At 68.2% G+C, this 13,151-nt stretch carries 13 protein-coding genes; 8 read left to right on the plus strand and 5 right to left on the minus strand.

Features of this window, described 5'->3' with window-relative positions; all coding sequences use genetic code 11:
• From ACWDU1_RS19050 to ACWDU1_RS19060, 3 genes are all read right to left on the minus strand, one after another.
• The coding region (locus ACWDU1_RS19050; protein WP_450000142.1) for a cytochrome P450 at positions 1 to 1,129 on the minus strand (1,129 nt) is incomplete at its 3' end.
• 16 nt (positions 1,130 to 1,145) lie between these two features.
• Positions 1,146 to 1,340 carry a ferredoxin gene (locus ACWDU1_RS19055; protein ID WP_357237425.1) on the minus strand — a complete coding sequence of 65 codons (195 nt, stop codon included), beginning with the start codon at positions 1,338 to 1,340 and terminating at the stop codon, positions 1,146 to 1,148.
• Positions 1,341 to 1,386: 46 nt separating this feature from the next.
• Complete coding sequence (locus tag ACWDU1_RS19060; protein WP_450000144.1) at positions 1,387 to 2,094, minus strand: SDR family NAD(P)-dependent oxidoreductase; 708 nt, start codon at positions 2,092 to 2,094, stop codon at positions 1,387 to 1,389.
• A 236-nt stretch (positions 2,095 to 2,330) separates the two neighbouring features.
• On the opposite strand from ACWDU1_RS19060, the gene ACWDU1_RS19065 reads away from it, so the two are divergent.
• Positions 2,331 to 3,800, plus strand: a complete 1,470-nt coding sequence (locus ACWDU1_RS19065; RefSeq protein ID WP_450000146.1) for an aldehyde dehydrogenase family protein — start codon at positions 2,331 to 2,333, stop codon at positions 3,798 to 3,800.
• The gene (locus ACWDU1_RS19070) at positions 3,797 to 5,005 is read left to right on the plus strand and encodes a CaiB/BaiF CoA transferase family protein (protein WP_450000148.1); all 1,209 of its coding nucleotides are present in this window, start codon (positions 3,797 to 3,799) and stop codon (positions 5,003 to 5,005) included. Before ACWDU1_RS19065 ends, ACWDU1_RS19070 begins: the two co-directional genes overlap by 4 nt.
• Positions 5,006 to 5,067: 62 nt before the next feature.
• Here the strand turns inward: ACWDU1_RS19070 and ACWDU1_RS19075 are convergent, their stop codons facing one another.
• A complete protein-coding gene (locus tag ACWDU1_RS19075) occupies positions 5,068 to 5,319 on the minus strand; it encodes a hypothetical protein (RefSeq protein WP_450000150.1) in 252 nt (83 codons plus the stop codon).
• A gap of 220 nt (positions 5,320 to 5,539) precedes the next feature.
• Here ACWDU1_RS19075 and ACWDU1_RS19080 point away from each other — a divergent pair, with 220 nt between their 5' ends.
• The 3 genes from ACWDU1_RS19080 to ACWDU1_RS19090 all read left to right on the plus strand — a co-directional run bounded on the left by ACWDU1_RS19080 (position 5,540) and on the right by ACWDU1_RS19090 (position 7,646).
• Positions 5,540 to 5,977, plus strand: coding sequence for a TIGR03667 family PPOX class F420-dependent oxidoreductase (locus ACWDU1_RS19080; RefSeq protein ID WP_450000152.1), 438 nt, complete (start codon positions 5,540 to 5,542; stop codon positions 5,975 to 5,977).
• Positions 5,978 to 6,092: 115 nt separating this feature from the next.
• Positions 6,093 to 7,115, plus strand: coding sequence for a zinc-dependent alcohol dehydrogenase family protein (locus tag ACWDU1_RS19085; RefSeq protein ID WP_450000154.1), 1,023 nt, complete (start codon positions 6,093 to 6,095; stop codon positions 7,113 to 7,115).
• 105 nt (positions 7,116 to 7,220) lie between these two features.
• Positions 7,221 to 7,646 (plus strand): hypothetical protein, encoded by a 426-nt coding sequence (locus ACWDU1_RS19090; RefSeq protein WP_450000156.1) that lies wholly within the window; start codon positions 7,221 to 7,223, stop codon positions 7,644 to 7,646.
• Positions 7,647 to 7,666: 20 nt separating this feature from the next.
• On the opposite strand, the gene ACWDU1_RS19095 is transcribed toward ACWDU1_RS19090, so the two are convergent.
• Positions 7,667 to 8,398 (minus strand): MerR family DNA-binding transcriptional regulator, encoded by a 732-nt coding sequence (locus ACWDU1_RS19095; RefSeq protein WP_450000158.1) that lies wholly within the window; start codon positions 8,396 to 8,398, stop codon positions 7,667 to 7,669.
• An 80-nt stretch (positions 8,399 to 8,478) separates the two neighbouring features.
• Here ACWDU1_RS19095 and ACWDU1_RS19100 point away from each other — a divergent pair, with 80 nt between their 5' ends.
• The 3 genes from ACWDU1_RS19100 to ACWDU1_RS19110 form a co-directional block, all read left to right on the plus strand.
• Positions 8,479 to 9,684 (plus strand): erythromycin esterase family protein, encoded by a 1,206-nt coding sequence (locus ACWDU1_RS19100; protein ID WP_450000160.1) that lies wholly within the window; start codon positions 8,479 to 8,481, stop codon positions 9,682 to 9,684.
• 136 nt (positions 9,685 to 9,820) lie between these two features.
• Positions 9,821 to 11,644 carry an ABC transporter ATP-binding protein gene (locus tag ACWDU1_RS19105; RefSeq protein WP_450000161.1) on the plus strand — a complete coding sequence of 608 codons (1,824 nt, stop codon included), beginning with the start codon at positions 9,821 to 9,823 and terminating at the stop codon, positions 11,642 to 11,644.
• On the plus strand, positions 11,641 to 13,151 hold a 1,511-nt coding region (locus ACWDU1_RS19110; RefSeq protein ID WP_450000163.1), incomplete at its 3' end, for an ABC transporter ATP-binding protein. The genes ACWDU1_RS19105 and ACWDU1_RS19110, both read left to right, overlap by 4 nt.

A 13,151-nucleotide genomic window follows, 5' to 3' on the forward strand; every position in this document is an offset into this window, starting at 1 on the left:
CGATCAGCATGCGCTTGTACACGGCGCGGGCCACATTGGACCCGATACAGCGGTGGATGCCCAGACCGAAACTGAAATGCCGGTTACCCTTCCGGTCCAGCACCACCGAATCCGGCTGCTCGAACACCTGGGGATCGCGGTTGGCCATGGCCCAGGACAGCCACAGCCGCTCGCCTTCGGCGAAGCGGGCCCCGGCCAGTTCGACATCGGTGTTGAGGGTGCGGCCGTCACCCGGGGCCGGGGTGAAATACCGCAGGAACTCCTCGGTGGCCGAGTCGAGTAGCTGATCCCGTTCCCGGCTCAGGGTTTCGCGCTCGCCGGGATGCTCCGAGAGCCATTCCAGGGAGTGCGCGGTGAGCGCGGTGGTGGTGTCGAAACCACCACCGATGAGCAGGCCGAGCATGCCGAGGATCTCGATATCGTCGAGCGGCTCGCCGCCGAGGGTCGCCTCGGTGGCCAGGGCGTGGATGAGACCGGGCCGCGGATTTTCCCGTATCTCGTTGAGATTGAGATACATATCCAGGCCCATCTCCTGATGGAGCCGGTGCACCCGTTCGAATTCCGGGGAATCCGGCGGGGTGTAGACGGTGGCATGCGCGGGTTCGCTGTAGACCGCCCAGTTGCGCAGCGGTATGCCCAGCATCGCCAGCGTCAGTACCGCCGGGACGATATTGGCCAGATCGTCGACGAAATCGATACGGCCGGTGGCGATCTTCTCGTCCAGCGCCGCGCGGACGAGTTCGTCGACGAACGGGATCCAGCGCTGTACGGCGGCGGGGGAGAGGTAGGGGTTGAGCACCGCGCGGAGTTCGCGATGCTCGGGATCGTCCATTTCCAGGATGCCGTTGCGAATGGCGGCCTGGTTGGTCGAGGGAATGGTGATGCCCTGGTACCCGCGCCGCACGCCCGCGACATCACGGTCGTTGGAGACGTGCGGGCAGCGGGCGAGTTCGAAGACCTCCCGGTTCCCCGCGGCGATCCAGTAGCCCTCGTGGTTGTCGGTCCAGGCGATCGGGCACTGCCGGTGCATCTGCTCGGTGATCGACTGGAACGATTCCCGGTAGCCGGGCCCGTACCGGTCGAAATCGAAGCGGGGATGGAGACGGTCGGTGGGTTCGATGGCGGACATCGGATGCCCCCTTGTGTTACTCGGTGAGCGAGATGGCGCGCTCGGGGCACGAGTGCACCGCTTCGCGCACCTGGTCCTCTTGGTCGTGCGCTACATTCTCGTCCACCGGCGACGAATGACCGTCGATTTCGCTGAGTTCGAACGCTTTCGGCGCGATCATCGAGCAGAGGGTATGTCCCTGGCAGCGATCCTGATCGACATGGACCTTCACGGTTGTCACTTCCCTTCGAGTGAGGTCGGCGGATTCCTGGGGCTGATCAGGTATTCCGTCCGCCGTTGACGCCGATGATCTGGCCGGTGATGTAGCCGGCCTCCTCGGAGATCAGGAAAGCGCAGGTGGCGGCGATATCCTCGGGAGTCCCGACGCGCCGCACCGGGGTGCGCTGAATATGGTCCTCGACGCTGCCGCCGAGCAGCCGGCGCTCTTCGGAGCGGCGCAGCATGGGGGTGTCGATGAATCCCGGGGGGACCGCGTTGACGGTGATTCCGGACGGGCCGAGCTCGAGTGCCAGCGATTTGGTGAGTCCGTTCACCGCGGATTTCGACGAGACGTAGTGGGACATGAAAGGTTGCCCCGATTGCGCGCTCGACGAGGAGATGTTCACGATTCGTCCCCAGCCGGCCTCGATCATATCGGGCAGTACCGCCTGAATGGTGTGGAAGACACCGTGCAGGTTGACTTCGATAACGCGCTTCCACTCCGTGAAGTCGATGTTCTGGAAGCGTTTGAATCCGTCGACACCGGCGGCGTTCACGAGCACGGTGACCGGGCCCAGCTTGTCACGGACGGTGCCGAGCGCTTCGGCGAGACTGTCGGGATCGGTGACGTCGGCCCGATACGCGTAATCGTCGTCCGCGGAGGCATTGCGGTCCAGGGCCGCCACATGGAATCCGTCGCTGCGCAGGCGCTGCGCGATGGCCAGTCCGATGCCCGAGGCGCCGCCGGTGACAACTGCGGTCTTCACGCTTGGCTCTCCTCACTCCCGCGCCCCCTGGCGCAAGAACATGCATTCCGAATACGAGAACCGTACTCTCGTCAAGATCTGCTGCGCAAGATCCGGGAGAACCTCCGATATGGCCGGGTCTTGCGCGTTTTCCGGGATTGCCCCAGCTCATCGAATCGGCAGCGGGAGCGCCCTTGCCAAATGTACTATTCTCCTGAAGTGAGAATGCTATTTCCACGAACTTCTGAGGAGGCGGGATGTCAACGCAGGAAGAGGCGGTGACTGCCACCCAACGGCTGCTCATCGACGGGCAGCTGATCGAGACCGGGAGCACCCTGGCCTCGCTCAACCCCGCGAACGGTGAAGTGGTCGGTTACGCGCCCGAAGCCGGCGTCGCCGAGGTCGACGCCGCCGTGGCCGCCGCCCGCCGCGCGTTCGACACCACCGATTGGTCGACGAACCACGAATTCCGCGCCCGCTGCCTGGATCAGCTCTACCAGGCGCTGCAGGACAATGTGGAGCAGCTGCGGGCGCTGATGATCGCCGAGGTCGGCGCGAGCTTCATCCTCACCAAGGGCAACCAGCTCGAGACGCCGTTCGAGATCGTCAAGTACTACGCGGGCGTACTGCGGGACTACAGCTGGACCGATGATCTGGGGCCGGTGGAGATCCGGGGCGCCCAGCATCAGCGCTGGGTCGAGAAGGAGGGCGCCGGGGTGGTCGCGGCCATCGCCGCCTACAACTATCCGTACCAGCTGGCCTTCGCCAAGCTCGCGCCGGCGCTCGCCGCCGGGTGCACGGTAGTGCTCAAGGGTGCCCCCGACACCCCGCTGATCACGCTGGCGCTCGGTGAGCTCATCGCACAGCACACCGATATCCCCGCCGGGGTCGTGAACATCCTGACGAGTTCCGAAGTGGCCGTGGGCGAGCGGATGACCACCCACCCCGATGTCGACGTGGTGTCCTTCACCGGATCCACCCCGGTCGGCCGCAAGATCATGGCGGCCGCCAGCGCCACCCTGAAGAAGGTGTTCCTCGAGCTCGGCGGCAAATCCGCCGCCATCCTGCTCGACGACGCCGACTACAACCTGGGCGCGATGTTCGCGGCCTTCAGCATCTGCTCGCACGCCGGTCAGGGCTGTGCCATCACCACCCGGCTGCTGGTTCCGCGCGCCGATCACGACAAGGTCGCCGAACTGGTCGCCGGGAATCTGGCGAACATCACCTACGGCGATCCGGCCGACCCCAAGAACTACATGGGCCCGCTCATCAGCGAGCGCCAGCGCGACAAGGTGCACGGCCTGGTGGAGCGGGCGGTCGCCGCGGGCGCCACCCTGGTCACCGGTGGTGAGAAGGTCGATCCGGGCTTCTTCTACAAGCCCACGCTGCTGTCGAATGTCGACCCCGACAGCGAGATCGCGCAGGAAGAGGTCTTCGGGCCCGTCCTGGCGCTGATTCCGTACGACGATATCGACCACGCGGTCGAGATCGCCAACAACTCGATCTACGGTCTGTCCGGCGGCGTCTTCGGCGCCGACGCCGAACGCGCGCGGTCGGTGGCGCGCCGCATCCGCACCGGCACGTTCAGCATCAACGGCGGCAACTACTTCCATCCCGACGCTCCGTTCGGCGGCTACAAGCAGTCCGGTGTCGGCCGGGAGATGGGCGTGGTCGGGATGGAGGAGTTCATGGAGCGCAAGACCATCGCGGAAGTGGTGGCTTCGTGAGCGGGCCGCTCGAGGGGATCACCGTCCTCGAGGTCGCGATGTACGGATTCGTGCCGTCGGCGGGTGCGGTTCTCGCCGACTGGGGCGCGAATGTCATCAAGGTCGAGCACGCGGTCACCGGCGATCCGCAGCGGGGCCTGCGCCAGATCGGCAAATTCAAGGTCGAGGGCGATCCCAACCCGAATATCGAACACGCCAATCGCGGCAAACGCAGTATCGGCGTGGACATGTCGGTCGAGGGCGGTCGTGAGGTCATCTACGAGCTGGCCAAACGCGCGGATGTCTTCCTCACCAGTTTCCTGCCCTCGCACCGGCAGAAGTTCGGTATCGACATCGAGCACATCCGGGAGGTGAACCCGGCCATCGTCTACGCGCGCGGTAGCGCGCTGGGCCCGCGCGGCCAGGAATCCGACCGCGGTGGCTACGATATGACCGCGTTCTGGTGCCGGGGCGGAGTGGCCGCGACCATCACCCCCGAGGGCACCGACGGGATGATCTCACCGCCCGGACCGGCTTTCGGCGACACCATCTCCGGTACCAATCTGGCCGGCGGTATCGCCGCGGCGCTGCTGAAACGGGAGCGCACCGGGGAACCGTCGATCGTGGACGTCTCCCTGCTGGGCAGCGGTCTGTGGTCGCTGGGGCACACCGTGGCCCTCTCGGCGTATCAGGGCGAGCCGATGCTCGCGCCGCCGCCCGGGACGCACGGCGCCATGTCGAATCCGCTGTCCGGGCTCTACCGCACCGCCGACAACAGGTACCTGTCGTTCGTCATGCTGCAGCCCGGCAAATTCTGGGCGGATGTGTGCCGCCATATCGATCGGCCGGAACTGGCCGAGGACCCGAGGTTCGCCGACGCGGCGCAGATCGCGGCGAATACCGATGTGGGAGTGGAGATCCTGCGCGAGGCCATCGCCCAGCGCACCCTCGCCGAGTGGACGAAGAAGTTCGCGACCCTCAAGGGCCCCTGGGCGCCGGTCCAGGACTCCTATCAGGTGGGTCAGGACGATCAGATCAGATCCAACGAATACCTGCTGCCCGCAGGTGAATTGGAGCTGGTGTCGAGTCCGGTGCAGTTCGACGTCCAGGCGCCGGAACTGCGGGCGGGACCCGAATTCGCGGCCCAGACCGAGGAGGTTCTGCTCGAACTCGGCTGGGATTGGGACCGGATCATCGAACTGAAGACCAGCGGAGCGGTGGCCTGAGACGGGTCGCCGTATCCGAAGCGACCGGGCCGGGGCGTATGCTCCGGCCCGTTGTCGTGCGATCAGCTGTTCTCGCAGCCGATTCCGTTGCCGTCGCGATCGAGATCGTATTCATCGTGGCCGATCACGGTGACCCGGCCGGTGTATTCGGGCCCGTTGCCGGTGCCCCCGGCGCAGTCGACATCGCTGGTGATGGGGACGCAGGGCGTGTAGGAGGAGTGACATTGCGCCGGTTGGGCGGCCTCGGTGGCTCCCAGCAGGCCGAATGCGGCCGACGCGAGGGTGGCGGCGCCCAGGGTGGCGAGAGTTCTCATTGCGGACCTTCTTCAGCGGGGTCGATAGAGCCGCTGAAGTCTCGCACGCGCGGTCGAACGGCCCGAGCAAATTTAATGCAAACGTGACCTATAAAATCTGCTCGCTCCGCTTTCCGCGAAAACCACCCACATCGGGTGAGGCGCGGAATCGTCACGATCGCCACGCTGTTCTACCCCGAGACCTGCCCGCGCGTTTGGACCGCAGCCCCCGGAGGGATTCATGACCACACCCGGCACCACAGAGCTGTTCGATACCGCGACCGAATTCGGAGCCCGCGTCGCCGCGCGCCTGACCGGCGAACAGATCGTCTGGCTCACCACCGCCGGGGCGTCCGGCAGTCCGCAGCCGAACCCGGTGTGGTTCCACTGGCGCGGCGATTCCTTCCTGATCTTCAGTCAGCCCGACCGGCCCAAGCTCCGCAATATCGCCCGCAATCCGCGCGTGGCCCTGCATTTCAACAGCACCGGCAGCGGTGGCGATATCGTCGTCTTCGGCGGCGCCGCGCGGCTCGAGGCCACCGTCGATCCGGGCGAGATGGCCGATTATCTCGCCAAGTACGAACAGGGTCTGGCCGGTCTGGGGATGACGGCGGAGCAGTTCCGGGCGGAGTACTCGGTCCCCATCCGGGTCGTCCCCGACCGGATCCGCGGCTTCTGAGTCCGCTGGAACGCGCCGCCGCGTCTGCGCGGGTTCTCGCCGGGGCATGGCACGGTGAGGTGGTGGCCCGTCCACGCGGCGGCCCGAACCGGACATCGGCGAAGGAGACCTGATCATGCGTGGAGTCATGTTGTACGCCCCCGGTGATGTGCGGGTCGAGGAGCGCGACGATCCCGTGCTCGTCGAACCCACCGACGCGGTCATCCGGATCGCCGCCAGCTGTATCTGCGGCTCGGATCTGTGGCCCTACCGGGGCATCGAGGCCGTGGACGGCCCGGCCCCGATGGGACACGAGTACATCGGCGTCGTCGAGGAGATCGGCCCGGAGGTCCGCGATATCGCGGTCGGCGACTTCGTCGTGGGCTCGTTCTTCGCCTCGGACAACACCTGCGAGATCTGCCGGGCGGGCTACCAGAGCCGCTGCGTGCACGCGGTGCCGATCGGCTCGATCGGCACCCAGGCCGAGCGGGCCCGGATCCCGCTCGCCGACGGGACCCTCGTCGCCGTCCCCGGCGCCGTATCCCCGGAACAGTATCCGAGCCTGCTCGCCGCCTCCGATGTGCTCGGCACCGGCTGGTTCGCCGCGGTGGCGGCCGAGGCCGGCCCCGGTAGGACCGTGGTGGTGGTCGGCGACGGTGCGGTCGGCCTGCTGGCCGTGCTGGCCGCGAAACAACTCGGCGCCGACCGGATCATCGCCATGAGCCGGCACGCCGACCGGCAGGCGCTGGCCCGCCGTTTCGGCGCCACCGATATCGTCGAAGAACGTGGCCGCGAGGGTGTCGCCCGGATCCGGGAACTCACCGGCGGCCTCGGTGCGCAGTCGGTGGTCGAAGCCGTCGGCACCCAGGAGTCGATGATGCAGGCCATCCGGTCCGCCCGGCCCGGCGGCCACATCGGGTATGTCGGGGTGGCCCATGATGTCGAACTCGACGGGATGCGGTTGTTCTTCTCCAGTGTCCACCTGCACGGCGGCCCCGCGCCGGTGCGCCGTTTCCTGCCCGATCTGATCGACCTCATCGTGCGCGGTGAGATCGACCCCGGCGCGGTCTTCGATCTGACCTTGCCGCTGGAGCGTGCGGCCGAGGGGTACACCGCGATGGACGAACGCCGCGCCACCAAGGTCCTGCTGACGGTGTGACCCGGCCGGGCGGTCACCTATACCGAAATGGTAGGCGTGTGCATATGATAGGCATATGCATATCGTAACTCTCCGCGGTGCGGTGCCGATGACCGGAGCCGCGTCATGACGCGCGCCGCAGCCTTCTCCGAGGGCACCCTGCTCATGCCGTGGAAACCGGGACCGCGTGCCGCGACAGCCAACCCGGTGTTCGTGAGCGTCACGGATTTTCTCGCCACCTCGGACGCGGATGTCCAGGAGATCTACCGCCTGGGACTCGAACTGGGCGATACCTGGCCGGTGCTACAGGGCGCGGTCGGCGTCTGGCTGTGGGGCCGGCCCGCCGACCTGCGCGGCGGGTCGATCTCGGTCTGGGAGGCCGAGATCGATATGCGGCGCTTCGTCCGGTGGCCGGTGCACGCCCGGATCATGCGCGATTGGCGCGGCCGGGTGCGGGTGGCCGGGGACTCCTGGTGGGCGGACGGGTTCGATATCGACGCGGTCTGGGCGCGGGCCGCGCTGACGATCGACCGGGACCGTTCCGGTTCCTGAGCGTGTGCTCGGGGTCGTCATCACGCGTGGCGCTCCTGCTCGCCCGGGCGGTAGCGGCGTAGGTACTTACCGAGCAGGCCCGCCGCGTCCAGCATCGCCAGTCCGCGGGTGGTGAGTGCGCCCTGCCATCCGGCGAGTGCGGCGGCCGTGGCGGCGGCACCGCCCGCGGTGCGGATTCGTTCGACCACTCCGGCGATATAGGGCAACCCGTATCCACCGCGCCGGAGCAGGTGGGCGAGTTCGGCGTCGCGGGTATCTGCGCTGCCGTACACGCGATACCCGGTGACCGGATCGCGGGCGGGGGCCAGGATTCCCGCGCTCTCCCAGGCGCGCAGGGTGGCGGGTGTGACGCGCAGCCGGTGGGCGAGTTCGCCGATGGTCCGGGCGGGGCCGGGCGGCGGTTCGCCGAGGTTCTCGTCGGCGGCGGTGAGGTGCTCGATGGCTGTGCGCACGGCTCGCAGGGTTTCCCGGTCGCGGAGCAGCTGCCGATGTCCGAGGTCGAGGAGTTCGAGCGCGCTGTCGAGGTCGCCGTGGTGGACCTCGGTCATGATCCGGCCGGCCGGCCCGTGTCCGTGGGCCGCGACCAGTGCCAGAAAAGCCCGCAGCGCCGCCGCGTGGAGTTCGGTGTAGACGCGGTAGCCGCTCGGGGTGCGTTCGGCCGCCGGTAGGAAACCGTCCCGTTCGTAGTTCCGTACCGCCTGGGTCGACAGTCCGTGCTCATGGGCGAGATCGGCGGGCCGGAGGGTGGACATCGGTTCGAGACTTTATCCGAGAATTGCGCGTATATCCGCCGATAAGTCTCAACCGAGCCTTCAAAGATACGATCGAAGAAATGGAATACGACCTCGACTCCCTTCTCTCCACCCCCGTCGACCTGCTCGCATTCGGCGAACCGACCCATCTGGAACCGGCTTTCGGCCGGACGCGCAACGAACTGCTCGCCGAACTGGCCGGCAGGGGTTTCCGGTCGATCGCGCTGGAGACCGATCGGGTGGCCGCGCTCGCCGTCGACGACTACGTGCGGGCGGGGGTGGGTTCGCTCGACGGTGTGATGGCCGCGGGTTTCTCGCACGGTTTCGGAGAACTGGACGCCAACCGGGCGCTCGTCGCCCGGATGCGCGACTACAACGAGAACCGGCCGCCGCAGCAGCGGCTGGCGTTCTACGGTTTCGATGCTCCGCTGGAGACGATGAACGCGCCCTCACCCCGGCGCTACCTCGAATACGCTCGCGACTACCTGGGGGCCACCGTCGATATGGCGGGACTGCTCGGCGCCGACGAACGATGGCATCGCAGCGAGGCCCTGCTGGATCCGGCCGAATCGCCCGGTGCCGGGACGGGAGCCGATACCGCGCGCGTCCTCGCCGACGATATGCTGCCCGAACTCTACCGGCGGGCTCCGGAGCTGATCGCGAAAACATCGCTCGGCGAATGGCTCCGGGCCGAAGCCCATCTCACCGCGGGCCTGGGCCTGCTGCGGTATCACCGGCAGGCCGCGCGGCCCGGCGCGCCGGCCGCCCGGTGGACCACCCTGTGCGCCACCCGGGACGCGCTGATGGCGCGGAACCTGCTCGATATCCGCCGCATCGAGGCCGGGCGGGGGCCGACTCTGGTATCCGCCCACAACCTGCACCTGCAGCGCAACGTCAGCGGTATGCGGATGGGGGAGATGGAGCTGGAGTGGTCGAGTGCCGGTGCCGTCGTGGCCGCGCTGATGGGGGCCCGGTACGCGGTGATCGTCGGAACCCTGGGCCGCGACGGGAACATCGGCCTGGGTGAACCGGACCCGGGTACCTACGAAGGTTTTCTGCAGACCAGGGTCCGGAGCCGGGGGCTGGTGGCGCCCGGCGATATTCCCGACGCCCGGGTCCGTGCCGACCACACTCCCGCCCAGGGCTACTTTCCGCTCGACCGGGCGGCGGTGGACGCCGCCGACCTGATCCTGCACATCACCGACGGCGCCGCCGTCTCCGACGGCACCGGCGCGCGGGAAGCGATGCGCGTCGGGCCGGGGCAGGTCGGGAAACCGTCCAGATGACCGGATACTCCGGGCCGGCGCTCCGGGCCGACTACCACGTATGACACGTTTTGCTTAGGCAAGGCTTTCCTGGGTTCGCGGTCTCTGGATAGACTTCGCGTGACTACCACCCGAAACCATGCGTAGGGGATATTCCGTGCCCGAAGACAGCCCGGCCGGCGACGCACGTCGTGCGGCCGCCGCCGCCACCAAGCAGGCGAAACAAGCCGAAAAGGCGGCGCGCCGCGCGGTGCTCGCGCCGGTACGCGGGCGCTTGACCCTGGCGAGCGCCATCGTATTCGTCTCCTCGGTATGCGCGGTCCTGCCGTTCGTGCTCATCGTCGAAGCGGCCCGGCGCCTCCTCGACGACGCGCGCAGCGATGTCTGGCAGCCGGTTCTGGTGGCGCTGATCCTGCTCGGCCTGCGCGGCATGCTGTATTCGGGCGCGCTGCTGTGGACCCATGTCATCGACGCCGACAATCAGTTGCTGCTACGAGAGGCCCTGGCCGAGAAATTGCGCCGGGTCCCGCTGGGCTGGTTCGGGGCGCGTACCTCCGGTGAGGTCAAGAAGCTGCTCCAGGACGATGTGGAGGCCATCCACTACCTGGTCGCCCATGCGCAGATGGAGTTCACCGCGGCCGTGGTGACGCCGGTGCTGACACTGGGCTACCTGTTCATCGTCGACTGGCGGCTCGCCCTCGTACTGCTGGCGCCGCTGGCCCTGTACGGTGCGGCGCTCGCGGTGATGATGGGCCGCGACTACAACGAGAAGCTGCGTGAATACACCGAGTGGGAGAAGAAATCGGAGTCCGCGACGGTCGAATTCGTCGACGGTATCCAGGTGGTGCGTGCGTTCGGCCAGGCCCGGCGGGCCCACCACCGCTACCGCGAGGCCGTCGAGGGATTCACCGCGTACTTCACGGCCTGGACGACGCCCATGACACGGATCGAAGCGGCGGCGGGCCTGTTCCTCAACCCGGTGTTCCTGCTGGTGGCAGTGCTGGCCGTCGGGCTGCCGCTGGTCTCCGGCGGGATGCCCGCGCTGGACCTGGTGCCGTTCCTGCTGCTCGGTCTGGGGCTGGGTACGACCGTGCTCACCGTCGGCTATTCGGCGCAGTCGCTGAGCCAGGCGGACGCGGCGTGCCTGCGGCTGCACGAACAGCAGCAGATCGCGGAACTGGAACAGATCGAACAGTCCGCTCCCGCCGGCGACGATCCGGCCGGCACCGTCCGGTTCGAGGATGTGCGGTTCGGCTATCAGGAGGGCCACGACGTCCTGAAGGGTGTGACGGCGACCCTGCGTCCCGGCACGATCACCGCACTGGTCGGGCCCAGCGGCTCCGGGAAATCGACACTGGCGAAACTGCTGCCGCGGTTCCACGACGTCACCCGAGGGCGGATCACCATCGACGGGCGCGATATCCGCTCCCTGCCGCAGGAGGATCTGTACCGGCGGGTGGCGTTCGTCTTCCAGGACGTGCGCCTGCTGCACGACACGGTGCGCGACAATATCGCCCTGGCACGGCCCGGGGCGACCGACGAGGAGATCCACCGCGTCACCCGCGCCGCCCAGATCCACGAGCGCATCCTGGAACTCCCGCGCGGCTACGATTCCGTGATCGGCGACGACGCGCGCCTGTCCGGCGGCGAGGCGCAACGGCTCTCCATCGCCCGCGCGCTCCTGGCCGACGCGCCGATCCTGGTACTCGACGAGGCGACCGCCTTCGCCGATCCCGAATCCGAAGCGGCGATCCAGGACGCCCTGGCCGAACTGGTCGCCGGCCGTACCGTGCTGGTGATCGCGCACCGGCTGCACACCATCACCGGAGTCGACGAGCTCCTCGTGCTCGAGGACGGCACGCTCGTGGAACAGGGCACACACGAGGAACTGCTCGCGGCGGGCGGCACCTACCGCGCGCTGTGGGACGCGAACGAGGCCGCGGTGCGCGACCTCGGCGAGATCGAGGGAGTCGCACGATGATCCGCCAGATCGTCCGGTTGGTGCCGGATGAGTACCGGCCGCTGCTGCCCCGCTACGCCGCGGCGCTGGCCGTGCTCGGGGTCGCGCAGGGCATCGCCTACGTTCTGCTCGCGCCGCTTCTCGAGGAGGTTTTCGCGGACCGGCTCGGCCGGGCGGGCTGGTGGCTCGCCGCGATCGTGGCGGCCTTCGCCGTGGTCGCCACGGCCAGCTTCCTGCAGGCCCAGATCGGCCTGCGTATCGGGGTGGCGCTGATGCGGCATCTGCAGATGCGCCTCGGTGATCACCTCGGGGCCATGCAGCTGGGCGCGTTCGGTCCGGCGACCTCCGGCCAGGCCTCGCGGCTCATCACCTCCAGTACCCGTGAGGTCATGGGTGTCCCCGCGCATCTGCTCGCACCGCTGGTCACCGCCGTGCTGGTACCGGCGACCGTCGCGATCGGAATGCTGTTCATCGACTGGCGGATATCCGTGGCGATGGTCGCCAGCGCGCCCGTGCTCTACCTGGTGAACAGGTGGGGCGGCGCGCTCTTCGCCCGCGCGACCCACGGGCAGCATCAGGCGGCCGCGGTCGCCAACTCCCGGGTGATCGAATTCGCCCAGGCTCAGCCGGTGCTGCGCGCTTTCGGCGCGAACGATTCGGGCACGCGAGCGCTGCGGGCGGCCTTGCGTGAGCAGGGCCGGGCGACGACCCGCGCCATCGGGGCGTCCGTGCCCGGACTGGTGATCTTCTCCTTCGTGGTCCAGCTGACCTTCATTCCGCTGGTCTGGCTGGTGCTCTCGCTGGCGACATCGGGCGATATCTCGGTCCCGGTGGCGATCGCGCTGATCGTCGTCAGTTCCCGGTTCGTCGAACCGCTGAACCAGGCCGCCGAACTGTCGACCGCCATCCGCCGGGCCATGGTCGCGGTGAACAAGATCAACAAGTTCCTGGACGGGCCGGTGGTCGCCGAACCCACCGCGCCCGCCGAGCCGGCCGACGCCGGAATCCGCTTCGAAGGCGTCACCTTCGGATACCGCCCGGGCGAGAACGTGCTGACGGATATGTCCTTCGTGGCGGCCCCCGGTACGACCACCGCGATCGTCGGCCCCAGCGGCGCCGGCAAGACGACGGTGCTGCGCCTGGCCGCCCGGTTCTACGACGCCGGTGCGGGCCGTATCGCCCTCGGCGACCGCGATGTGCGCGATCTGACCTCCGAAACCCTGCTCGGCCGGGTCTCGCTGGTCTTCCAGGACGTCTACCTCTTCGACCAGTCCGTACTCGACAACATCCGGGTGGGCCGTCCCGGCGCCACCGACGACGAAGTGCGCGAGGCCGCCCGCATCGCCCGGGTCGACGAGATGATCGCGCGGTTGCCCGACGGCTGGGACACCCGGGTCGGGGAGGGCGGCACCGCCCTGTCCGGCGGTGAACGGCAGCGGATCTCGATCGCCCGCGCCCTGCTCAAGAACGCCCCCGTGGTCCTGCTCGACGAGGCCACCAGCGCCCTCGACCCGCAGAACGAGGCCGC

This window comes from Nocardia sp. NPDC003345, assembly GCF_053589395.1.

Excerpts from the sequence above, each read along its gene's own strand:
- ACWDU1_RS19090 (WP_450000156.1), top strand. The coding sequence starts at position 7,221 with ATGACGCGCGCCGCAGCCTTCTCCGAGGGCACCCTGCTCATGCCGTGG.
- ACWDU1_RS19100 (WP_450000160.1), top strand. The coding sequence starts at position 8,479 with ATGGAATACGACCTCGACTCCCTTCTCTCCACCCCCGTCGACCTGCTC.
- ACWDU1_RS19080 (WP_450000152.1), top strand. The coding sequence starts at position 5,540 with ATGACCACACCCGGCACCACAGAGCTGTTCGATACCGCGACCGAATTC.
- ACWDU1_RS19065 (WP_450000146.1), top strand. The coding sequence starts at position 2,331 with ATGTCAACGCAGGAAGAGGCGGTGACTGCCACCCAACGGCTGCTCATC.
- ACWDU1_RS19075 (WP_450000150.1), bottom strand. The coding sequence starts at position 5,319 with ATGAGAACTCTCGCCACCCTGGGCGCCGCCACCCTCGCGTCGGCCGCA.
- ACWDU1_RS19095 (WP_450000158.1), bottom strand. The coding sequence starts at position 8,398 with ATGTCCACCCTCCGGCCCGCCGATCTCGCCCATGAGCACGGACTGTCG.
- ACWDU1_RS19085 (WP_450000154.1), top strand. The coding sequence starts at position 6,093 with ATGCGTGGAGTCATGTTGTACGCCCCCGGTGATGTGCGGGTCGAGGAG.